The following is a 21,262-nucleotide window of genomic DNA, read 5'->3' as shown; positions in this document are numbered from 1 at the left end:
CATTAATTGTTGAGCGCTGAATAGGGGAGGTTCAACGCTTTATTTGTTTAATTTTATACGGCTGCTTAAGCAAAAACAGTAGCGTATTGGTCAGCTTTGAAGCCGATGTGAAGCTTGTCATCAACGTTCAGAATTGGGCGCTTAATCATTGCCGGTTGTTCAACAAGCAGAGCCACTGCTTTTTCTTCTGTTAACGTGTCTTTTTGTTCTTGAGTCAATTGGCGATAGGTCGTACCACGTTTGTTTAGCACCAGTTCCCAACCAAGTTCTGAACAGAAGCTTGTCACTAACTCTTCAGTGATGCCTTGTTTACGATAATCGTGAAATTCGAACTCAATACCTTCAGCTTCTAGCCATTTTTTTGCTTTTTTGATGGTGTCGCAGTTCGGAATGCCAAACATAGTGATAGTCATTATTCTTCCTTTGGGTGATTTTATTTCGTTGTTATGAATTGAATCCTATCAGGAAGCTGCAATTCAGACAAAATAGAGTGAGGAATATTTCATAGAGTGAAAAAAAACAGTAAGAAAATGTCACTATTGGAGACTTATTGATCAGCCTCAACATGTTGTCAGCGAAAAAAGAAATAATTGAGTTGCACATATATAGGAGGTGTCAATGGAGTTGAGTCCTGTTTTTGCAAGGCGGCTATATTTAGCATTGTTAGTGGAAAGCCTTGATAGGCCAAATGTGCCTAAACTCATCGAAAAAACGGGTTGGCCTCGTCGTACTATTCAAGATGTACTCAAGGCGTTACCGGGGATCGGTATCGAACTTATGTTTGTTCAAGATGGGCGACGTCATAATGATGGTTATTACCAGTTATCCGACTGGGGGCCATTTGATAGTCAATGGGTTATCGAACGTAAAGGCGATATAGCAACAAGCCTTGGATTTAGTGCATAAGCCAGCGAAAGCTGGCTTTCTTCTTTCTTCTCCCTACCAATCAGCGGTAAGTCGAATTAGCGACATCGATAAGCGGTGCCCAACATGGTTACGGAAGTCGCAAAATCTTGGGGAAGTGTGAAAATTACGGTGTCCGCACCTAATCCAATAGCATTGGACTTTAGCTCATTCATTGCGCCTTGAATCAGCGTGTCATTTGGGAAAAATAGGTAGCTGTACCAGTGGCCTTCGCTGCCTGTGACTTCCCCTTTGTACGCGCACTTGCTGATATCAATCAGTCCGTGATAATCCATTTGTACTTGGTCAGCTTCGCTATGCGGGACTGTCGTCGGTGTCGTGCACCCTAATAACATGCCAGTCATAGCTAAAGCGACTAATTCCTTTTTCATACGTCAACCCTGCTATTTCATCAAATAAATCGCGAAACCAACCCAGCTTGCGATCAATAGTAACCACGGCAATTTACTGGCGTGATTTGATGTTGTTTCAATACTCGTGTCTACATTGTTCTCTTCGTCTAGATTAGCTTGTTGAGTCTGCTTCTCTTTCTGTACACGTTTCTTTGCTTTATCAGCTTGGCGACTGCGCTCTTTTTGCTGTTTCTTGTAAAGTGCGATGCCTTTCTCAATACCCTGAGCAATCAACTTCGTTTGTTCTTTGGTTTGAGCTGGCTTTTGCGTCGCTTTGGCTATCTTCAGTGCTTCTTGTTGAGATTCAACAGACGGTGTATTAGTTTTCTTTTTCATACTGAGTTCGATAATTAAAACGGATTAACCAATAAGATAACGCAAACCTAGTTAAGTATGAATGATTTGCGTTAAAGTGTTGGTTTGAAAATAAGTGAAAGTGAGATTTGTGCGGTACTCCATAGAACAATACGACAAACACGGCTTTTTGAAAGCCCCGATCTTATTATGGTTAGGTTGGCTGTTTCTGGCGAAAGCTTTGGTCGTTTTCATTGTTGCGGGCGCAAGCCGAGAGTCGGGAACGGATATCCTCGAAATAATCTACCCTGACCATCAGATGTTTTATGTCGGAATTGCGTTGAGTGTCCCCAGCTTGCTACTGATGTGGTTGTTTGGACTTAGAACACCAGATAGAAAGCGTCTAAATAAAGTCGTATCTTGGGGGCGTTGGGTTACCATGATGGCTATCTTGGCGCAGGGGTCTCATACCATTTATTTAATCTATTTGGATAATGGATGGTTCCGTTGGTCAAATGGCATCACCCTGTTGTTGCTCCTATGGTTAGCGCTTTTTCTAACCAATAGTCATGCCGCTAGGGATTGCTTTAAAGTGGTTGAGCTCGAAGACTGATTCTCATCAAAACATTTGTCCCATTCACAATTATACTTAGAAGCTAAAAATGAAAGGATTAATCTATGCTTAACATCTCAAATGAGCAGCCTAACGTTCAAAGTGCTATCTTGCCAGAAGCTGGGCCTTTCGCTCTTTACGTTCAATTAAAAGTGAATGCTAACGCTGCTAACGTATTAGCTGAAATTCAAAAGCTTCCGACTCTAATCGACGAGCTTAACCAAACTCAACCCGATGCGAACTTAACGGCGTCAGTTGCGTTCTCAAAGGCGTTTTGGGATAAGTTCGAGCAAGCTGCTCCGTCTGACCTCATTGATTTCCCTGCGCTTGGTGAGGGTGATGTCACTGCACCGAGCACATTGTCTGATGTTCTGATTCACTGTCATTCAAATCGACACGATCTGCACTTCTTCATCCTACGCAAATTGCTATCTGAAGTAGCTGCAGACGTTGAAGTAGTGGATGAAACCTACGGTTACCGCTTCCTAGATTCACGTGACATGACCGATTTCGTTGATGGCACTGAAAACCCGAAAGACGCACAGCGCGCTGAAGTGGCGATAGTGCCTGAAGGTGAGTTCGCTGGTGGTAGTTATGTGATGGTGCAACGTTTTGTGCATAACCTACCTGCTTGGAACCGATTAAATGTATCGGCACAAGAGAAAGTGGTTGGCCGTACTAAGCCAGACTCTATCGAGCTAGATGATGTTCCTGCGGCGTCTCACGTTGGTCGTGTGGATATCAAAGAAGAAGGCAAGGGCCTTAAAATTGTTCGTCATAGCCTACCTTACGGCACAGCAACGGGCGACCACGGTCTATTGTTCATTGCTTACTGTAACGTTCGTCATAACTTTGATGCGATGCTAGAGAGTATGTACGGCGTGACAGATGGTAAAACAGACCAACTGCTTCGCTTTACTAAAGCGGTAACAGGCGCTTACTACTTTGCTCCTTCAACTGACATGTTGAGTGCATTAAAGGTTAAGTAAATCGTCTCAAAATAGAATAAACAAAGGGAGCCTCAGGGCTCCTTTTTTATTAAAGCTTTAGATGAATTGGTCGATATAAAAGCAATCGTGAATTTTATTCATCTTTTTGTAAGTGAAGGTCTATGGCTATAACTGTTAATACAAATGTCTCAGCGCTGGTGGCTCAGAGGAATCTGTCGAATGCCAATAACATGCTGAACCAATCTTTGGAGCGCTTAGCTTCAGGGAGTCGTATTAATAGTGCAAAAGACGATGCGGCTGGCTTACAAATTTCGAATCGACTTGAAGCGCAGATGAGCGGCATTGATGTCGCGGTTCGAAATGCGAACGATGGAATCTCCATTATGCAGACTGCAGAAGGGGCGATGAATGAAACCACCAATATCATGCAACGCATGCGAGATTTGTCGCTGCAAGCGAGTAATGGTTCGAATAGCCTGTCTGAAAGGACAGCGATTCAAGAAGAAGTAACCGCCTTGAATGATGAGTTGAATCGAATTGCTGAAACCACCTCATTTGGCGGTAAAAAACTTCTTAACGGTAGTTTTGGTAGCTCGTCATTTCAAATCGGTGGCAGTTCTGGTGAAGCGGTGCAGATAGGTTTGAAAAACATGCGCACCGATGACATCAACATGGGTGGATTTAGTTATGTTGCCAATGGCAAGGCAAGTGACTCGTGGGAAGTCAAATCCAACCAGAATGATATGACGATGTCGTTTACCGACCGTTTTGGTCAGCCACAAGAGATCACCATCAACGCGAAAGCGGGCGATGATATTGAAGAGTTGGCGACTTACATTAATGGTCAAACGGATCTGGTCTCGGCTTCCGTTAATGATGAAGGGCAGCTTCAGATCTATATGTCTGGCGAAGACACGGCAGGCACGATCTCTTTCTCAGGTTCGTTAGCCAGTGAGCTTTCGATGTCGGCGGGTTATTACGAATCAGTCGATGACATCAATGTGACCGATGTAGGTGGCGCGCAGCGTGCTGTCTCTATTTTAGATACCGCGATGAAGTATGTGGATAGTCACCGCTCCGAACTCGGCGCGATGCAAAACCGCTTTGACCATGCAATAAACAATCTCGAAAACGTTCATGAGAACTTGGCGACATCCAACAGCCGAATCAAAGATACCGACTACGCCAAAGAAACCACTCAAATGCTCAAGCAGCAAATACTGCAGCAAGTGAGCACCACAATACTGGCTCAAGCCAAACAAGCGCCGAATCTTGCCTTAACCTTGTTAGGTTAATAAATCGCCTCGAATCTTATAAAGGTATTTCAGTTTAACTAAAGCCCTTTGGTTAATAAAAATACAACTTTTCGCTCGACTGACATCTCGACAACTTTAGCGTTTTTCTCATCTTTTTTTGATAATTTTACTACCAATCACGCTTTCTTCTCCTTTACCGCTATTTCTTTAATTTTGTTGTTTTTTTCCTAAAGGTTTCAGCATTCACGCCGTTATCAATAGTAACTTAGAGATAACTACTTGGTTTTCCGAGACGTCGGAAACCGCTATACCGGAAAATCAATTGGAGAAGTCACCATGGCAGTGAATGTAAATACCAACGTTTCAGCGATGACAGCACAACGTTACCTAAACAACGCAAACAGCGCACAACAAACATCAATGGAGCGTCTAGCTTCAGGCTCTAAAATCAACAGCGCGAAAGATGACGCTGCGGGCCTACAAATCTCGAACCGTTTGAACGTTCAGAGTCGTGGTCTTGATGTTGCTGTTCGTAACGCGAACGACGGTATCTCTATTGCACAAACAGCTGAAGGTGCAATGAACGAGACAACCAACATCCTGCAACGTATGCGTGATTTGTCTCTGCAATCTTCAAACGGCTCAAACTCAAAATCTGAGCGTGTAGCGATTCAAGAAGAAGTAACAGCATTGAACGACGAACTGAACCGTATTGCGGAAACCACGTCTTTCGGTGGCAACAAGCTGCTTAACGGTACTCACGGTACTAAATCATTCCAAATCGGTGCGGATAACGGTGAAGCGGTAATGCTTCAACTGAAAGACATGCGCTCTGATAACGCTCAGATGGGTGGTAAGAGCTACCAAACTGAGAACGCGAAAGACAAAGACTGGAACGTTCAAGCTGGCGCAAACGACCTAAAAATGTCGTTCACTGATAACTTCGGTCAAGCACAAGAAATCGATGTGTCTGCGAAAGCGGGCGACGATATCGAAGAGTTAGCAACGTACATCAACGGTCAACAAGACTCTGTTAAAGCGTCTGTAACTGAAGACGGTAAGCTACAAATGTTTACTGGTAACAACAAAGTTGAAGGCGAAGTGGCATTCTCTGGCAGCCTTGCTGGTGAACTAGGCATGCAACCTGGCAAAGATGTAACCGTTGATACTATCGACGTAACATCAGTTGGCGGCGCACAAGAATCTGTAGCTGTTATCGATGCGGCACTTAAGTATGTAGATAGCCACCGTGCTGAACTGGGTGCTTTCCAAAACCGTTTCGACCACGCTATCAGCAACTTAGACAACATTAACGAGAACGTTAACGCATCTAAGAGCCGTATTAAAGATACCGATTTCGCGAAAGAAACGACTCAGATGACTAAGTCTCAGATCCTTTCTCAAGCATCAAGCTCGATTCTTGCTCAAGCGAAGCAAGCACCGAACTCGGCACTTAGCCTACTAGGTTAATCGATTGAAAGGCCACGTTGACTATATGTTGTTCCTAGGCGTTAACGTTAGGCTTCCACAAATTAGCTCGTGGTGAGAGATGAGCGCTAAACAGACCCAGCTTCGGCTGGGTTTTTTATTGCCTGTTATTTGGGAAAAGTGCGCTGTCGGTGAACAGGATAAAAGCGAGATTCCCTATCACGTTCGTTCCTCACTGTAGGGAATGACGGCACCGGGAAGTAATGATTTCATGGTTTAATGCATCAAAGCAGCCTTTCGTCATTCCAGAGCCGAGTGGAACGAGGCATCAGGAATCTGGCTTTTAAGGAGAATGCTACTTTAGTTCTTGTTTACCACTGCAGGGAATGACGCGTGCTTTATAGGTCAGTAAGGATATATACGTCATTCCAGAACCGAGTAGAACGAGGTATCAGGAATCTGCTTTTGGTCGAGGCTTGATTCGAATTAGATGTCAGGCTCTTGTTGTGGCCGAAAGATAATAAACGAGATAGCGCGAACTGCCTTTTACAAAGGTGAATAATCAGGATTAAGTAATGGAGTCAACATTCGTCATCTCAGAATCGAGCTGAGCGAGATATCAGAGATCTGTGTCTACCTGAAGTCATACCGCGTGATTTAACATGCCGTATCAGCGTCTAGAACGGTGTTTGACTGGGTTTAATAACAAAGTAGGGCGGTTAGTTGGCAATTAAGGGTTGGTATTGCTGTGGCTTATTGAGGGGCTGTCTACAATGAGGTGAAGAGCGGCAGTCAGAACTGTTGGTTAAGAGGCTAGAACAATATAGCAGGCACAAAAAACGCCACCCTTAGGCAGCGTTTTTATTAAAGCAGTTAAGTAATCGAAATTACTTAGTTACTTTAAGAACTGGAGTTTCGCCAACAGTTACAGAACCAGAAAGCTTGTTCAGCTCCTTGATTTCGTCCATGTTAGAGATAACAACTGGAGTAAGCGTAGATTTCGCTTTCTCTTCTAGAAGCGCTAGGTCGAAAGTGATGATAGTGTCACCAGCTTTAACAGATTGACCTTCTTCAGCTACACGAGTGAAGCCTTCGCCTTTAAGTTCAACAGTATCAATACCGAAGTGAACGAAAAGCTCAACACCGTCGTCAGACTCGATAGAGAATGCGTGGTTAGTTTCGAAAATCTTACCGATAGTACCGTTAACTGGAGCTACCATCTTGTCGCCAGCTGGTTTGATCGCGATGCCGTCACCAACGATTTTTTCAGCGAAAACAACATCTGGCACATCTTCAATATTTACGATTTCGCCAGATAGAGGTGCGATGATTTCGATTGCACCAGCGTCAGCGCTGTCGTCAGATACTAGCTTTTTCAGTTTGTCAAACAGACCCATTGTGTCATGCTCCTAACGTTTAGTTTTATTCTGTAGAATATACTATACCAATCTAACAAATTAGACGACTATTTTTAGCCGTCTAACTTTATTAAGCTCTTGGTGATTACTGAGTTTTCTCAGCGATGAACTTTTCTACGCAAGCTTCAATTTCTGCAGCTGTAGGTAGAGATAGTGCTTCGTCAGCCATAGCTTTAACTTCTGCGAAGTTAGAGTTACGGATTACTTTCTTAACTTTAGGGATAGAGATACCGCTCATAGAGAACTCATCTAGGCCCATACCAAGAAGAAGTAGAGTTGCACGCTCATCGCCTGCTAGCTCGCCACACATACCTGTCCATTTGCCTTCTTTGTGAGAAGCATCGATTACTTGCTTGATTACAAGAAGAACCGCTGGAGATAGTGGATTGTAAAGGTGAGAAATCATCTCGTTACCACGGTCAACTGCAAGAGTGTATTGCGTTAGATCGTTAGTACCGATAGAGAAGAAAGCTACCTCTTTAGCAAGGTGGTGTGCGATTGCAGCTGCTGCTGGAGTCTCAACCATTACGCCAATTTCGATGTCTTCATCGAATGCGTGACCTTCAGCGCGAAGTTCAACTTTGTACTCTTCGATTGCTTTTTTCAGTTCACGGATCTCTTCAATAGAAATGATCATTGGGAACATGATACGTAGCTTACCGTGTGCAGATGCACGAAGAATGCCGCGTAGTTGGTCACGTAAGATTTCACGACGATCCAAGCTGATACGTACTGCACGCCAGCCTAGGAACGGGTTCATTTCTTCTGGAAGATCCATGTATGGAAGATCTTTATCGCCACCGATATCCATTGTACGGATAATCACTGACTCACCGTGCATTGCTTCGGCTACTTCTTTGTAAGCAACGTATTGCTCTTCTTCAGTAGGAAGTGCAGTACGGTCCATGAATAGGAATTCAGTACGGTACAGACCAACACCTTCGCCACCGTTGCGCAGGATACCGTCACAGTCTTTAACTGTACCGATGTTGCCGCATACTTCTACTTGATGGTTATCAAGCGTGATAGCTGGTAGGTCTTTAAGTTTTGCTAGTTCAGCCGCTTCTGCTTCAAAATCAGATTTGATTTTCTTAGCTTCTGCTAATTCAGCGTCAGAAGGGTTGATGATGATCTTATTGTTCATCGCGTCTAGCACAAGCATGTCGCCGTTCTTAACTTGCTTAGTGATATCGTTAGTACCAACGATAGCTGGAAGCTCAAGCGAACGTGCCATGATTGAAGTATGAGATGTACGACCGCCGATGTCACAAGCGAAACCAAGAACGTAGTCTAGGTTGATTTGTGCTGTTTCAGATGGCGTTAGGTCGTAAGCAACTAGGATAACTTGTTCATTGATATCTGCTAGAGACACAATGTTGATGCCTAGTGCATTTTTAACGAAGCGAGTACCGATATCACGGATATCAGTCGCACGTTCTTTTAGGTACTCATCATCAAGTGACTCTAGTGCAACAGCTTGCTCTTCGATCACTGTGTAGATCGCGTTGTCTGCGTGCATTTTGTCTTTCTTGATGAGTGCTAAAATCTCTTCTTCTAGCTCTTCATCTTCAAGCAGCATGATATGGCCTTCAAAGATTGCTTCTTTTTCTTCGCCAAAAGTTTCAAGTGCTTTTTGCTTTACAACTTCAAGTTGTTGAGAAGATTTGTTACGAGCGTCAAAAAAACGCTGAACTTCTGCTTCAACTTGATCGTCTGAGATAGATTGAGTGTTTAGGACAATTTCATCTTCTTGAAGTAGTAGTGCTTTACCGAAAGCAATACCAGGAGATGCTAGGATGCCTGAAATCATAGCCTTACCTTAGTTGTTCAACTGTAAACGGGAGAATGTGTGACTTTAAGTCGTCGACTAAATGTCGCGCTTATCGCTATCTATTTCGAACAAAGCCACTTTGCTGTGCAAAATGGCTTTGAAAGAAGGAGACCGTATTAGTGTAGTTGATCCATAAGAGCAACTAGGTGGTCTACTGCTTGCTGAGCTTGAGGGCCTTCAGCTGAAATAGTAACGTTAGTGCCTTTTACTAGGCCTAAAGTTTGTAGCTTGAACAGGCTTTTCGCGCTAGCGCTTTTGCCGTTAGAAGTCACTGTGATGTCAGCGTCGAAAGATTTTGCTTCTTTAACGAACTGTGCAGCTGGACGTGTGTGAAGGCCGTTTTCTGCTGTGATTTCTACTTGCTTCTCGTACATTTTATATACCCCAATTAATTTATTTTTTGTAAGTTTGTAACCAATTCAGCTTAACTGCTTTAACGTAAATCCGCTAGAGGCTAGTACGCTATGTTCGTGTTAGAACTTAGACTGGTTATAAATTTTTATCCAGCCATGGTCGTCTTTTGTTGAGTACTCATGACTTTCAGAATTTGTTTATTGCTTCTTTTATTTTGAAGCGAAAAATAAAACAGAGCTGATATTACCAAAGGTGGGGCAGGGATCAACAAAAAAGCCCCTAAACGGGGCTTTTTTGGACGAAAAATTGATTTGACCACATATTACTGTTGGTTCTCTTTTTCCGTAAAGATGCCTGCAAACAAGGCTGTACTTAGGTAACGCTCACCAGAGCTTGGTAGGACGGTAACAATGGTTTTCCCTGCAAATTCAGGTAGTTCGGCAATTCTGTTAGCCGCTACAACAGCCGCGCCAGATGAGATACCAGCAAGGATACCTTCTTCTTTCATTAGGCGTTGAGCCATCTCAATCGCTTCTTCAGAAGTTACCGATTCAACTCGGTCAATAATCTCTAAATCTAGGTTTCCAGGGATGAAACCTGCACCAATACCTTGGATTTTGTGTGGAGCGGGTTTGATTTCTTCACCTGCAAGCGCTTGTGCGATTACTGGAGATTCTGCTGGTTCAACCGCTACTGAAGTGATGGCTTTGCCTTTCTCACCTTTAATGTAACGACTTGTACCAGTGATAGTACCACCTGTACCGACACCTGCTACAAACACGTCAATCTCACCATCTGTTGCTTCCCAAATTTCCGGGCCAGTTGTCTGCTCGTGAATTTGTGGGTTCGCTGGGTTGTTGAACTGTTGTAGTAGTAGGTACTTGTCTGGGTCTGAAGCAACAATCTCTTCTGCTTTCGCAATTGCGCCGTTCATACCTTTTGGTGCTTCAGTTAGCACTAGGTTTGCGCCAAGCGCTTTAAGCAGCTTACGACGTTCTAGGCTCATTGATTCAGGCATAGTCAGCGTTAGCTTGTAACCGCGTGCCGCAGCAACGAATGCAAGAGCAACACCTGTGTTACCACTGGTAGGTTCAACAAGCTCAATACCTGGTTTAAGAGTACCTGCTTTTTCTGCTTCCCAGATCATGTTTGAACCGATACGACACTTAACACTGAAGCTTGGGTTACGAGCTTCGATCTTAGCTAGGACGTTACCCTTGCTTACTTTGTTAAGGCGGACTAGCGGTGTGTTACCAATCGTTAGGGTGTTGTCTTCGTAGATCTTGCTCATGCGATATTCCTTCATTTAATGACAGAACTAAACGTAGTATATCAATCACTTTACCGTCTAGTGTCTTTCGATGTTTGTTCAGCTTGAATTTAGATTAAACAACTTGAAAAAAAGGTAAAAGGATTAAAAAGTTATATCATATAGATATGTAGGGGAGTTCACGCCTATCTTTACTGGTCATTGAATTTTCAAAAGATAGGCGAGGAAAGGTAAGTGGGATCGTTTATCGACGAGAGTCTAATGCTTGTTCTTTGAATTCAACAACCCACATGGCTGTGGCACCACAAACCGCAACAGGCACTACGATCAGGTTTAAAATTGGAATTGTCGTAAATACAGAAACAAGCGCGCCGAAGCTGTAGGTCTTACCTTGTTTTTGTTTCAAAATGTTTCTCATATCATCGAATTTGATTTTGTGGTTATCAAATGGGTAATCAGCGTATTGGATAGCGAGCATCCATGCGGTGAAGATGAACCATAAACACGGCGCAACGGTTTGTCCGAGTGCTGGAATTAACAAAAGTAGGAATAAACCGATCGCTTTTGGCAGAACGTAGACAAGCTTGCGCCATTCTCTCGCTAATATACGTGGCGTATCTTTAAGGACATCAAGTAAACCATCGTCGTTGACTTTTTTGCCACTAAGCAACTCTTCTACCTTTTCTGCGAGTAATCCATTGAACGGCGCAGCAATGAAGTTAGCGAGCGTGCTAAAGAAATACGAAAACGTGGCCAAGACGGTTATGACCAGTAGCGGCCATAAAATGTATGACAACCACGACAAGAAGCTTGGCAATGCACCCATCCATCCTTCAATCCAAGTGTTGAGGTTGGAAAAGATATAAAACAAAGCACCACCAACGAGTAACACGTTAGCGATGAGTGGAAGTAAAACAAACTTACGAATACTCGGTGATAAAGCGATTTTTATTCCGAAAATAAAATAGCCAAAGCCTGAGCGTGGAATAGATTCAATAGTCATATTTAAATTAGGTCACATGTGAATTTGGTTAAATAGCAAACATCCCTAGTGTACTCGACCGAAATTAAGAAAAAAAGCGTGGCGAAAATCACACCATGTAAGGAACTAATTGTATTAAGTTGTTCTAAAACAGTGGCTACTTTTGATAGAGTAGTGAGATTGGCCAAATTAACCCAACTTAGTGACAGCTTTATATAGCTAGTTGACTAAGAAAGCTGAGAGCGAAAAATGCAGGAATTGCGATTTGTACTCATTATTGTTGGCGCGTTAGCTATCGCCGCATTATTGTTCCATGGTCTATGGACGAGTAAAAAAGAAGGGAAAGCAAAGTTTGGAGATAAGCCGCTTGGTAAGCTTGATAACGATAGCTTAGACGAGTCTGAAACGATCCCAAGCCGTTCATTCGCCCCAGAAGATGATTTTGAGATAATCAGAAAAGAGCGAAAAGAGCCGGACTTTGCGGTTTCACCGTCTGCTACGGATCCGCTGATTGACTCTGACCCACTAACAGCACCACAAACGAAAGAAGTTATCGAAGACGATATCGAATTGAATGATCTTCCTTCTTTCAGTGTTAAAGCAGAGCCAGTTCAGATTGAGAGTGAGCCTGAAGAGATCGAAGAAGTTGTCGAGTCTGAGGTTCCAAATTTCGAATTGACTGACGAGCAAAAAGAAAACCATGCTGGCTTTAAAGAACACTATGGTTCGTTTGAAGAAACTACTGATACCGTTACTGAGCCGCTAGCTCCTAACAAAGCACTGACGCCAAGTGAACCGCTTGTTGCTCAAGTAGACGTTGAGAAAGAAGTCGTTGCTTCACAAAGCACCGCGCCTACAGATGAAGCTAAGCCAGATGAAGAGCTCGGCCTAGAAGTTATAGTTCTCAATGTTCACTGTGCTGGAGAGATCCCGTTTGTGGGTACTGAACTTTTCCGTAGCATGGAGAACAACGGCTTAACTTACGGTGAGATGTCTATCTACCACTGCTTTGCACAATCTAGCGATGAGCCAAAAGTTATTTTCAGTATTGCGAACATGATGCAGCCGGGAACTCTAGAACATGATGATCCTGCTGATTTTACAACGAAAGGCATTTCGTTCTTCATGACGCTGCCTTGTTACGGCCAAGCTGATCAGAACTTCAATGTAATGCTAAGTGCAGCACAGAAAATTGCTGATGATATGGGCGGAAACGTTTTGGACGAGTCACGTAACTTAATGACTCCAAATCGCTTGTCTGACTACCGTAAACAAATCAGAGATTTTATGACGGCAGCCAACGCCTAGCCGTCTTGTTTAGCCTTATAAATGATCTATATTTATAGAAAAGGGCTCCTAAGGGAGCCCTTTTTGATATTTCAATCACGATAGAGAATGATATGAAAGAATCGATTCAAGTTACCTTAGAGCAGTTAAGAGAAACGCTGCACTATCATGCCGTTCGTTATTACGTAGAAGATAGCCCCGAGGTTCCTGATGTTGAGTACGATCGATTGATGCAGCAATTGCTAAAGATCGAAGAAGAGAACCCAGAGCTTGTGACGGTGGATTCGCCTAGCCAACGTGTCGGCGGGCAGCCTTTAGATGGGTTTACGCAAGTGGCTCATGAAATCCCAATGCTCTCGCTCGACAATGCATTCTCTGATGACGATTTAGATGGTTTCAATAAGCGCATGTCTGATCGAGCACCAACCGCGAATCTTAAGACCTTCTGTTGTGAGCCTAAGCTTGATGGTTTAGCGGTGAGCCTGCTTTATGTAAACGGTACCTTAGTACAGGCAGCGACGCGTGGTGATGGTGCGACGGGCGAAAATATTACCGAAAACGTGCGTACGATCAGCTCGATTCCGCTTAAGTTACAAGGTGAAGGCTGGCCAGAACGTATTGAAGTCCGTGGCGAAGTGTTTATGCCAAAAGCGGGCTTCGACAAATTAAATGAACTGGCATTGAAGAAAGGCGAGAAGGTCTTTGTGAACCCACGTAATGCTGCCGCAGGTAGCCTACGTCAGCTTGATTCACGCATTACAGCTAAACGTCCCTTGGCTTTCTACGCATACAGTGTCGGTGTTGTGGAGGGCGCTGAGCTTTCAAATAGCCACTATCAACGCTTCTTGCAGTTGAAAGGCTGGGGCTTACCTATGTGCCCTGAAACTAAGCAATTAAGCTCGCTTGAGGACGTAAAAGCGTACTACCAAGATATCATGACTCGTCGCGATGCCTTGGCTTATGAAATTGATGGGGTGGTGATTAAGGTTGATGACATTGCCGCACAAGAAACTCTAGGCTTTGTTGCACGAGCACCTCGTTGGGCAATAGCTTACAAGTTTCCAGCTCAAGAAGAGATCACTCTGCTTAACGATGTTGAGTTTCAGGTAGGCCGTACAGGCGCTATTACGCCCGTTGCTAAACTTGAACCTATCTTCGTTGGTGGTGTGACGGTAAGTAATGCCACGCTGCACAACGCTGATGAGATTGCTCGTTTAGGTGTGAAGGTAGGCGATAGCGTGATTATCCGCCGTGCCGGTGACGTTATCCCCCAAATTGTGGCTGTGGTACTCGATCGTCGCCCTGAGTCGGCAAAAGACATTGTATTCCCTGATGCTTGCCCAGTCTGTAACTCTGCAGTTGAACGTGTCGAAGGTGAGGCGGTAGCACGTTGTACTGGTGGTTTAGTGTGTCAGGCACAGCGTAAAGAAGCGCTTAAGCACTTCGTGTCTAGAAAGGCGCTGGATGTTGATGGCCTTGGCGTAAAAGTAATAGAGCAGCTTGTCGACCGTGAAATGGTAGAAACTCCTGCCGATTTATTTAGGTTAAGTACGGGCGTGATTACGGTTCTTGACCGTATGGGGCCTAAATCAGCACAGAATGTAGTGAGTGCGCTTAATAAAGCCAAAGACACGACATTGGCGCGTTTCCTTTATTCTTTAGGGATTCGCGAAGTGGGTGAAGCGACGGCTATGAACTTAGCTCAGCATTTTAAAACGTTGGAGTTGGTTCAAGCAGCCACTCATGAACAGTTGGTTGAAGTGTCAGATATTGGTGATATCGTAGCAAGTCACCTCACGAGCTTCTTCTCGCAGGAGAAAAACAGAGCCGTAGTCGAACAGTTGTTAGAGCTAGGTGTTAACTGGCCTGCAATCGAAGAAGCAGCAGATGATCAAGAGCTACCGTTAGAGGGTAAGGTGGTTGTGTTGACGGGCTCACTGTCTAAATTAGGACGCAGTGAAGCGAAAGCCGCTTTGCAGGCTTTAGGTGCAAAAGTAACCGGTAGCGTGTCTAAGAAAACGGATATCTTATTTGCTGGTGAAGCCGCTGGTTCTAAACTGACTAAAGCACAAGATTTAGGTATCGAAATAAGAACAGAAGAAGATCTAATTGCACTTATTTCGTAAGTAAACCAAGGTAAAAAAAGCTCAAAGGCACTCCTTACAAGGGAGTGCCTTTTTTGTATTTGTTGTAAAAATCAGGTCTTTTTAATTGTTGAGAAATTTGTGCCTATACGAACTCTAAAATCAGGACAGTGACGTTGCTCAACATTAATGAAATACCGCTCTAGTTGTATAATAAATGCGAGTTACTTCTATCTTTATAGAGGGCGGCTTTTTCTAAATGTTTGATTTTTATTGTTTTTGTTATTTTTAACTGCGAGCTTTGCAATTTATCGATCTGGATCACTAAGTACCTACTAAATTTGCACCAACTCATATTTTTTTAGATGAAAATTAAGTTCTCATTGATCTTTTTGAGGGCGAAGTTAGTCTTAATGCCATGGATGCACACGATGTGCATAACCAGAAAGGAAATAGAGAATTCAGAGTTTAGGGTTCTCAAACAAGAAAAGGTATTTCTCTCTACGGCGGCCAACTTTAGGCGGGGAATATTCAAACAGCTATATCCATTTTTAGGAGTTTTATTCCATGGAAAACAAAATTTTCAAACGTACTCTACTAGGTGCATCCGTTGCACTTTTATCGACAGGCGTAATGGCGAAAGAAGTTGGTATCAACTCTGATTTCAACGTTGATGTATACGGTGTTGCAGCTATCTCTGTAGTTAACTACAACACAACTGACAACAGAGACGACAGCTCAGGTTACGCTGTAGAGAATGAATCTCGTATCGGCTTCCGTGCTCATAAAGATATGTTTGATGATGTATTAATCACAATGCAAATCGAATCTGGCTACGTAGATAGCACAGACTGGTCTCATGGCGGTGTTTCAGGTGGTGTTCTAGGTTTCCGTGATACGTTCGTTGGTGCTTCTGGCTCTTGGGGTAACCTACGTGTGGGTCGTGTTCTTACGCCACTATACGAAATCGTCGATTGGCCATACTCTAACCCTGGTCTAGGTTCTGTATTCGATTGGGGCGGCATCAACGGTCACTACGATCGTCAATCTAACCAAGTACGCTACGATTCAGCTAAATTTGGTGGTTTCTCTTTTGCAGCTTCTGTTGGTCGTGATGATAACGACAACGGTGGCGGTGCAGCGACTCGTGATGCGAACTTCGTTGGCGCAAGCGCTAAGTACAGCTTCGAAAAAATCACGTTTATGGCTGGTGTTGAATCTGGTACCCGCGTAGTGGCTGCTTCTGGTGGTGAGTACGTTACTGCTCAGGAAGAAATTAAAGACAGCGCTGGTAATGTTCTCCATAACCCTGGTGATATTTACAAAACTGATACTGTAGCTGGTTATGATGACGACACATTCGCATATATTGTTGGCTTTGAAGCAAGTTTACCAGCTGGTTTTGGCATCGCTGCAGCGTTTAAAGGTGAAGAGCTAGACAACGGTATCCGTAAGCAAACACAAGATTCTTACTCTGTTATTGGTCAATACTGGAATGGTCCAATTGGTTTCAAATTGGGTTACGCAGCCAACTTAGAGTCTGAATTGAATGGTCAAAAAGAAGCTGGTTCAGATAGCAGTACTATTTCTGGTCAGTTAATGGCTGTTCATAACGGTTTCGTACCTTACCTACGTGTAGCGGGCCGTACTTTCTATAAAGATGGTGTTGAAGATACAGATATCGTAACTCGCGTTGGTCTTGAGTACGGTTTCTAAGCTAACGTTATCAGCTTAAAATTAGTTAAATAAAATCAAAACGCTGGTAAATTATTTTGCCAGCGTTTTTTCCATAGTGAACATAAGGAATTAGTCATAATGAATAAAGTTAGTGTAGTTGTATTATCATTATTTTTGGGAGCTTGTAGTTCACTCGATTCAAAAAGTAATTTTGCAGATTCAGTGGCGGATGTGCAACCTAAAGGCGGTTATATTCAGGTTACTGGACAATCTTACGTTGCGGAAAGTAAAGCGAATGTAGGAGCAGATATCCTGAAATCGTCACTTTACTTTACGTACAACAAAGAAGTGACACAGAACTCAGCTCCAGAATCTTCAATTACTATGGATGTAAGCTATTTCCAAAGTTATAAAGAGTACGAAACGGTGAGCTTTTTCGGTAAGACGATAGAGCTAGAAGAGAGACAAACCTCAAGAGAAAGCTGCAGCGAACACTGCACAAAGACTCAATATATTAAGTTTCCATTAAGCGACGCTGATATACAGCAAGCAAGAGAAAAGAACTTAGAGTTTACGCTTGATGGACAAAACTCAACAATGAGTACAAACTTTATTGTGCCGAAAGCGTATATCGACACAATCTATAATGGCGCAAATAATCATACTGCGATCGCGGTTGCCCCAGTAGCGGTACCTGTCGCAGCGGTTGTTGCTGAAGAACCAAAAGCTTCTCAAGCTCAAGAGATGGTTAACTACTGGTATGGACAAGCAACAAAAGAAGAGCAGTCTGCAGTGACAGATTGGGCATTCAAAAATCGTAAGAACGCTTCTCCAGCATCAATTGAAGGCTCAAAAGAAATCGAAATGGTTTCATACTGGTTCAATAAACTAGACAGCGAAGAAAAATCTCAAACTATGATTTGGCTGTTAGAGCAAGAGTAATCCTCTAACGTAAGTCTCTAGCTATGTTTTTCAACCGCAGTATTGTATAACAGCAGTACTGCGGTTTTTCGTTTTAGGTCGCGCTCTTTGTTTTAGGTAACGTTTGAATTATAGGTAATAGAGTGAATATTGGTGAAGTAGCTAAACGTGTTGGTACAACAGCGAAATCCATTCGTTTTTACGAAAGTAAAGGCATGATGAGCCCTCCGCATCGTTCCGATAATGGTTATAGGCAATACGGCGAGATTCACATCGAACAGTTAGAGTTTGTACTGAGAGCTAAAATGGTTGGGTTTACGCTTGATGAGTGCAAAGCGCTTGTTGAGCTGGCGATGAATCCCAATAGAGAAAGTTACGAAGTAAAAAAGAAAGCAACGCAGAAGTTAGATGAAATAGAGTTGAAGCTTGCTGAACTCAATAAGATGAAGGCTCAGTTGCAATCTTGGGTACATGATTGTCCTGGAGATACCTCGAACGAATGTCCAATTTTGAATAATTTGTCAGGTCGAAAATAACTTATCTTTATTAAAACTTGTTTGGTAACCAAACAGTGTGTCAGGCAGCAAACAATATTACTAGCCTGACGTTAGTTACCTATCAAAGCACCTTACCGCCATAGTGTTTGCAGATCAGCAATGGCACATGAGTGACTGCGTTTCCATCTGAACACTTCACAATAGGCCCCATGTTTCCGTTACCTGGAGACTGACTGCTCGCCAGAGCACTGCCGAATGAAAGGCTGAATATCGCTGTTAAAATTATTAGGAAATGTCTCATACTGACTCCGTTATGTTTATCTCTTGTTGAGATAAATGAAAGTATGGACAAGGAAAGGAAAATTTCAAAAATTGGACGGACTTAACATTTTTAATAATTATAATTAAGCGAGAGCGTGGCCCATTATTCATATATATATTGGTTAATAAATCTGACTTTCTTATATCTTTTTAGCTCAATCAAAATTTTTAGTTTTACGAAATAAGAACTTATTTTTTTTTCTATTCAATCTATCGTGATGATAATTCGAATGTTCTTTGTTCTTTAAACTGATTAAAGCCTACATTTATCGATAATGTAGGCTTTATATGTCAATTGGCTATAAAGGTTGGATTATTAGAATTATTCCGTCTAAAGCCACAATCTTAATTTCTGTACCTGATGGGATATCTTGGCTAGCTCTTGCTGACCAAGAAGAGTCTCCTACCTTAATTCGGCAGTTACCTCTTTTAATATCTTCAGTTAATAGTACGGTTTGTCCCAGCAACTGCTTTTCTCTTTGATTCAGTTCCCGACCAGCATCAGAGTTTTTATCATTGGACAACTGCCTTCTCCACCATAACCAAGTGGTGATCAACGAGAAGCTAGCGAATGATAGCCATTGCATCTGCCAACCCAGTGGTAATGCACCCAAAAGAGCCCCGACGAGCATGGCTGATATACCAATCCAAAGAAAGTAACCAGCCGTTCCGATAAGCTCAAGAGCCAATAGTGCTAGACCAAACGCCAACCAATGCCAGTGGTTTACTTGTTCTAGTAATTCGACCATAAGTTAGTCCTTACTGTCTTTGTCATTACTTTGTGCAAACATCTCGGCGATGCCTGCGACTGAGCCCATTAGCCCTGTAGCCTCCAATGGCAACATAATGATCTTACCGTTTTCTGCTTGTCCAATCGATTTCAGAGCATCAGTATAGCCTTGTGCGATGAAGTAGTTGACAGCTTGCATGTCGCCTTGAGCAATAGCGTTCGATACCATCTCTGTCGCTTTAGCTTCTGCTTCTGCTGCACGTTCACGGGCTTCAGCTTGCAGGATTGCTGCTTGCTTTTGGCCTTCTGCTTTTAAGATTTCTGATTGCTTATGACCTTCGGCTTTTAGGATCTCAGCTTGTCTTACGCCCTCTGCCTCTAAAATATCAGCACGCTTGTTACGCTCGGCTTTCATTTGAGCATTCATCGCTGCGGTTAGATCCGCTGGTGGCTGCACGTCTTTGATCTCGATACGTGTAACTTTGACACCCCAAGGGTTTGTTGCTTCATCGACGATGTTTAGCAGCTTAGTATTGATCATGTCACGCTGGCTGAGCATTTCATCCAACTCCATAGATCCAAGCACGGTACGGATGTTAGTCAGGGTCAAATTACGGATCGCGTGTTCAAGGTCGTTGACCTCGTAGGTTGCTTTGGGTGCATCAATAACCTGAACAAAACAGACAGCATCAATCATGACATTGGCGTTGTCTTTTGAAATGACTTCCTGAGCTGGAATATCCAGCACACGTTCCATCATGCTGATTTTCTGACCAACCTTGTCAATGAATGGAATGATTAGGTTCAAGCCGGGTTGGAGGGTGTGTGTGTAGCGACCGAAACGTTCGACAGTCCAGTTATTACCCTGTGGAACGGTTTTGACACCAGCGAAAATAAAGAGCAGTGCGACGGCAGTAAAGACGCCAATAGTAATCAATGTATCAATAGGCATACGAAATCCTTTGCAAGTGTGAGTTTTTGATAGTTCTTTACTCATACTGGCTCATATTTAAAATTCGAGCAAATTTATAAACGAGAAATGGGCCATAAAACCTTGATTTTATGACCCATTTTACTTTGTGTTATGCGATAAGATTGCTGAGGTTTCTATCATTTATCGGGGTGAATTTTCCTCTGTACTTATCAACTTATTAGCGTTCGAATTAGTAAAGCAGAGAGTACAATTGGCGGCGGTATTTGCTCGCAACTGCATTGCCTTGTCCAAGTGCGCTTAAGATATCCATGAATTCTTTTTTCATATCACCATCGAGGGTATTGAGATCTTTTGCCAAGAATGACCATAGAAGATCCATTGCTTCTTCGCTGCGGTTCACTTGGTGGTACTGAAGTGCTAGGTCAGAGGCCGTTTTAGCATCACTTGGATTTTGCTGTAGCGTTGTTTCTAGCGCTTGAATTTCAGGGCTGTCTGCCGCTTGTTTGTGCAGTTCGAGTTTGGCGACTAAGCCTTTGTAGTAGTTGTCTTGATATTCTAGAGGGATAGTCGACAGTTGAGTTTCAGCTAGATCAAACTGTTGCGTTTCTAGTAAACATTCTGCGATTGCCAGTTTTACCTCGCCTTTGCCCGTCAGTTCTATTGGCAATTGTTGCATTGCTGCGAGCGCTTGTGCGTGCTCGCCTGCTTGCATTTGCTCGAGAGCCTGACGAAGTGCGAGTTCGTCTTGGCTAGGAAGATGTTTTCCTAACATTTCAACAATCGCTTCGATGCTTTGTGGACCACCTAAACCATCGACAGGCTGACCGTTAACAAACAGTGCAATAGTAGGGAGTGCTTGTACGCCAAATTGGCTAGCAATTGCCTGCTCTTGTTCACAATTCAACAGAGCTAAAGTAAAAGCGCCGTTGTATTGCTGAGTTAATGTTTGCAGTTCAGGGATCACCTGAGCACTTTCTTGGCTCATTGGTGCCCAAAAGTGGATGAGTACAGGCGTCTGCATTGAGGTTTCTAATACTTGACGAAAGTTCTGCTCATTAAGTTCAACAATATGCGGAGATTGCATTTACGTTCCTTGAGG

The 21,262-nt window shown here is 43.2% G+C and carries 22 protein-coding genes; 10 read left to right on the top strand and 12 right to left on the bottom strand.

Annotated elements, in window-relative coordinates:
- Positions 1 to 65: 65 nt before the first annotated feature.
- Complete coding sequence (locus tag QWZ07_RS18210; protein ID WP_192852222.1) at positions 66 to 413, bottom strand: ArsC family reductase; 348 nt, start codon at positions 411 to 413, stop codon at positions 66 to 68.
- 205 nt (positions 414 to 618) lie between these two features.
- On the opposite strand from QWZ07_RS18210, the gene QWZ07_RS18205 reads away from it, so the two are divergent.
- A complete protein-coding gene (locus tag QWZ07_RS18205; RefSeq protein WP_029223467.1) occupies positions 619 to 906 on the top strand; it encodes a winged helix-turn-helix domain-containing protein in 288 nt (95 codons plus the stop codon).
- A gap of 56 nt (positions 907 to 962) precedes the next feature.
- On the opposite strand, the gene QWZ07_RS18200 is transcribed toward QWZ07_RS18205, so the two are convergent.
- Together QWZ07_RS18200 and QWZ07_RS18195 are read right to left on the bottom strand one after the other, a co-directional pair.
- The gene (locus tag QWZ07_RS18200) at positions 963 to 1,295 is read right to left on the bottom strand and encodes a DUF4156 domain-containing protein (protein WP_192852221.1); all 333 of its coding nucleotides are present in this window, start codon (positions 1,293 to 1,295) and stop codon (positions 963 to 965) included.
- A gap of 12 nt (positions 1,296 to 1,307) precedes the next feature.
- Complete coding sequence (locus QWZ07_RS18195) at positions 1,308 to 1,652, bottom strand: DUF2956 domain-containing protein (RefSeq protein WP_017110359.1); 345 nt, start codon at positions 1,650 to 1,652, stop codon at positions 1,308 to 1,310.
- 109 nt (positions 1,653 to 1,761) lie between these two features.
- Between QWZ07_RS18195 and QWZ07_RS18190 the strand changes: the two genes are divergently transcribed.
- The 4 genes from QWZ07_RS18190 to QWZ07_RS18175 all read left to right on the top strand — a co-directional run bounded on the left by QWZ07_RS18190 (position 1,762) and on the right by QWZ07_RS18175 (position 5,899).
- Positions 1,762 to 2,223, top strand: coding sequence for a DUF2919 domain-containing protein (locus QWZ07_RS18190; RefSeq protein WP_065675259.1), 462 nt, complete (start codon positions 1,762 to 1,764; stop codon positions 2,221 to 2,223).
- Between the two features lie 65 nt (positions 2,224 to 2,288).
- On the top strand, positions 2,289 to 3,212 hold the full coding sequence (locus QWZ07_RS18185; RefSeq protein ID WP_192852220.1) for a Dyp-type peroxidase: 924 nt from the start codon (positions 2,289 to 2,291) through the stop codon (positions 3,210 to 3,212).
- 122 nt (positions 3,213 to 3,334) lie between these two features.
- Positions 3,335 to 4,468: a flagellin gene (locus QWZ07_RS18180; RefSeq protein ID WP_192852219.1), complete on the top strand. Its 1,134-nt coding sequence runs from the start codon at positions 3,335 to 3,337 to the stop codon at positions 4,466 to 4,468.
- A 297-nt stretch (positions 4,469 to 4,765) separates the two neighbouring features.
- Positions 4,766 to 5,899, top strand: coding sequence for a flagellin (locus QWZ07_RS18175; RefSeq protein ID WP_004736189.1), 1,134 nt, complete (start codon positions 4,766 to 4,768; stop codon positions 5,897 to 5,899).
- Between the two features lie 845 nt (positions 5,900 to 6,744).
- On the opposite strand, the gene crr is transcribed toward QWZ07_RS18175, so the two are convergent.
- From crr to cysZ, 5 genes are all read right to left on the bottom strand, one after another.
- On the bottom strand, positions 6,745 to 7,254 hold the full coding sequence (gene crr, locus QWZ07_RS18170) for a PTS glucose transporter subunit IIA (protein ID WP_004737851.1): 510 nt from the start codon (positions 7,252 to 7,254) through the stop codon (positions 6,745 to 6,747).
- 106 nt (positions 7,255 to 7,360) lie between these two features.
- Complete coding sequence (ptsI, locus tag QWZ07_RS18165) at positions 7,361 to 9,085, bottom strand: phosphoenolpyruvate-protein phosphotransferase PtsI (protein WP_017106090.1); 1,725 nt, start codon at positions 9,083 to 9,085, stop codon at positions 7,361 to 7,363.
- 137 nt (positions 9,086 to 9,222) lie between these two features.
- Entirely contained in the window at positions 9,223 to 9,480 is a 258-nt protein-coding gene (locus QWZ07_RS18160; RefSeq protein ID WP_004734263.1) for an HPr family phosphocarrier protein, read from the bottom strand.
- A gap of 302 nt (positions 9,481 to 9,782) precedes the next feature.
- Positions 9,783 to 10,751, bottom strand: coding sequence for a cysteine synthase A (gene cysK, locus QWZ07_RS18155; protein ID WP_017061934.1), 969 nt, complete (start codon positions 10,749 to 10,751; stop codon positions 9,783 to 9,785).
- Positions 10,752 to 10,974: 223 nt separating this feature from the next.
- On the bottom strand, positions 10,975 to 11,733 hold the full coding sequence (cysZ, locus tag QWZ07_RS18150; protein ID WP_192852218.1) for a sulfate transporter CysZ: 759 nt from the start codon (positions 11,731 to 11,733) through the stop codon (positions 10,975 to 10,977).
- A 228-nt stretch (positions 11,734 to 11,961) separates the two neighbouring features.
- Here cysZ and zipA point away from each other — a divergent pair, with 228 nt between their 5' ends.
- The 5 genes from zipA (at position 11,962) to cueR (ending at position 18,217) form a co-directional block, all read left to right on the top strand.
- Positions 11,962 to 13,020: a cell division protein ZipA gene (gene zipA / locus QWZ07_RS18145; protein ID WP_192852217.1), complete on the top strand. Its 1,059-nt coding sequence runs from the start codon at positions 11,962 to 11,964 to the stop codon at positions 13,018 to 13,020.
- A gap of 92 nt (positions 13,021 to 13,112) precedes the next feature.
- On the top strand, positions 13,113 to 15,125 hold the full coding sequence (ligA, locus tag QWZ07_RS18140) for an NAD-dependent DNA ligase LigA (protein WP_192852216.1): 2,013 nt from the start codon (positions 13,113 to 13,115) through the stop codon (positions 15,123 to 15,125).
- A gap of 525 nt (positions 15,126 to 15,650) precedes the next feature.
- Positions 15,651 to 16,799: a porin gene (locus QWZ07_RS18135; RefSeq protein WP_076669102.1), complete on the top strand. Its 1,149-nt coding sequence runs from the start codon at positions 15,651 to 15,653 to the stop codon at positions 16,797 to 16,799.
- A gap of 99 nt (positions 16,800 to 16,898) precedes the next feature.
- Positions 16,899 to 17,702: a DUF2057 family protein gene (locus tag QWZ07_RS18130; RefSeq protein WP_076669099.1), complete on the top strand. Its 804-nt coding sequence runs from the start codon at positions 16,899 to 16,901 to the stop codon at positions 17,700 to 17,702.
- Between the two features lie 122 nt (positions 17,703 to 17,824).
- Positions 17,825 to 18,217, top strand: a complete 393-nt coding sequence (cueR, locus tag QWZ07_RS18125) for a Cu(I)-responsive transcriptional regulator (RefSeq protein WP_065110942.1) — start codon at positions 17,825 to 17,827, stop codon at positions 18,215 to 18,217.
- Between the two features lie 82 nt (positions 18,218 to 18,299).
- Here the strand turns inward: cueR and QWZ07_RS18120 are convergent, their stop codons facing one another.
- The 4 genes from QWZ07_RS18120 to QWZ07_RS18105 form a co-directional block, all read right to left on the bottom strand.
- A complete protein-coding gene (locus QWZ07_RS18120; RefSeq protein WP_017061927.1) occupies positions 18,300 to 18,479 on the bottom strand; it encodes a hypothetical protein in 180 nt (59 codons plus the stop codon).
- A gap of 319 nt (positions 18,480 to 18,798) precedes the next feature.
- A complete protein-coding gene (locus QWZ07_RS18115; RefSeq protein WP_017106098.1) occupies positions 18,799 to 19,248 on the bottom strand; it encodes an NfeD family protein in 450 nt (149 codons plus the stop codon).
- Between the two features lie 3 nt (positions 19,249 to 19,251).
- Positions 19,252 to 20,181 carry an SPFH domain-containing protein gene (locus tag QWZ07_RS18110; RefSeq protein ID WP_102297393.1) on the bottom strand — a complete coding sequence of 310 codons (930 nt, stop codon included), beginning with the start codon at positions 20,179 to 20,181 and terminating at the stop codon, positions 19,252 to 19,254.
- Between the two features lie 211 nt (positions 20,182 to 20,392).
- Complete coding sequence (locus tag QWZ07_RS18105) at positions 20,393 to 21,247, bottom strand: co-chaperone YbbN (RefSeq protein ID WP_065110944.1); 855 nt, start codon at positions 21,245 to 21,247, stop codon at positions 20,393 to 20,395.
- Positions 21,248 to 21,262 lie beyond the last annotated feature (15 nt).

It is taken from the genome of Vibrio lentus (assembly GCF_030409755.1).
In the GTDB taxonomy this organism is placed as follows: Bacteria; Pseudomonadota; Gammaproteobacteria; order Enterobacterales; family Vibrionaceae; genus Vibrio; species Vibrio lentus.
Note: the sequence above shows the minus strand (reverse complement) of the source record. Positions and strands in the feature narration are given on the sequence as shown.

Bases quoted from the DNA above. Each gene is read 5' to 3' on its own strand.
- crr (WP_004737851.1), bottom strand. From the start codon at position 7,254: ATGGGTCTGTTTGACAAACTGAAAAAGCTAGTATCTGACGACAGCGCT.
- QWZ07_RS18210 (WP_192852222.1), bottom strand. From the start codon at position 413: ATGACTATCACTATGTTTGGCATTCCGAACTGCGACACCATCAAAAAA.
- QWZ07_RS18200 (WP_192852221.1), bottom strand. From the start codon at position 1,295: ATGAAAAAGGAATTAGTCGCTTTAGCTATGACTGGCATGTTATTAGGG.
- QWZ07_RS18205 (WP_029223467.1), top strand. From the start codon at position 619: ATGGAGTTGAGTCCTGTTTTTGCAAGGCGGCTATATTTAGCATTGTTA.
- QWZ07_RS18110 (WP_102297393.1), bottom strand. From the start codon at position 20,181: ATGCCTATTGATACATTGATTACTATTGGCGTCTTTACTGCCGTCGCA.
- cysZ (WP_192852218.1), bottom strand. From the start codon at position 11,733: ATGACTATTGAATCTATTCCACGCTCAGGCTTTGGCTATTTTATTTTC.
- QWZ07_RS18105 (WP_065110944.1), bottom strand. From the start codon at position 21,247: ATGCAATCTCCGCATATTGTTGAACTTAATGAGCAGAACTTTCGTCAA.
- QWZ07_RS18185 (WP_192852220.1), top strand. From the start codon at position 2,289: ATGCTTAACATCTCAAATGAGCAGCCTAACGTTCAAAGTGCTATCTTG.
- QWZ07_RS18180 (WP_192852219.1), top strand. From the start codon at position 3,335: ATGGCTATAACTGTTAATACAAATGTCTCAGCGCTGGTGGCTCAGAGG.
- cysK (WP_017061934.1), bottom strand. From the start codon at position 10,751: ATGAGCAAGATCTACGAAGACAACACCCTAACGATTGGTAACACACCG.
- QWZ07_RS18135 (WP_076669102.1), top strand. From the start codon at position 15,651: ATGGAAAACAAAATTTTCAAACGTACTCTACTAGGTGCATCCGTTGCA.
- zipA (WP_192852217.1), top strand. From the start codon at position 11,962: ATGCAGGAATTGCGATTTGTACTCATTATTGTTGGCGCGTTAGCTATC.
- QWZ07_RS18115 (WP_017106098.1), bottom strand. From the start codon at position 19,248: ATGGTCGAATTACTAGAACAAGTAAACCACTGGCATTGGTTGGCGTTT.
- ptsI (WP_017106090.1), bottom strand. From the start codon at position 9,085: ATGATTTCAGGCATCCTAGCATCTCCTGGTATTGCTTTCGGTAAAGCA.
- QWZ07_RS18130 (WP_076669099.1), top strand. From the start codon at position 16,899: ATGAATAAAGTTAGTGTAGTTGTATTATCATTATTTTTGGGAGCTTGT.
- QWZ07_RS18120 (WP_017061927.1), bottom strand. From the start codon at position 18,479: ATGAGACATTTCCTAATAATTTTAACAGCGATATTCAGCCTTTCATTC.
- QWZ07_RS18195 (WP_017110359.1), bottom strand. From the start codon at position 1,652: ATGAAAAAGAAAACTAATACACCGTCTGTTGAATCTCAACAAGAAGCA.
- ligA (WP_192852216.1), top strand. From the start codon at position 13,113: ATGAAAGAATCGATTCAAGTTACCTTAGAGCAGTTAAGAGAAACGCTG.
- QWZ07_RS18175 (WP_004736189.1), top strand. From the start codon at position 4,766: ATGGCAGTGAATGTAAATACCAACGTTTCAGCGATGACAGCACAACGT.
- QWZ07_RS18160 (WP_004734263.1), bottom strand. From the start codon at position 9,480: ATGTACGAGAAGCAAGTAGAAATCACAGCAGAAAACGGCCTTCACACA.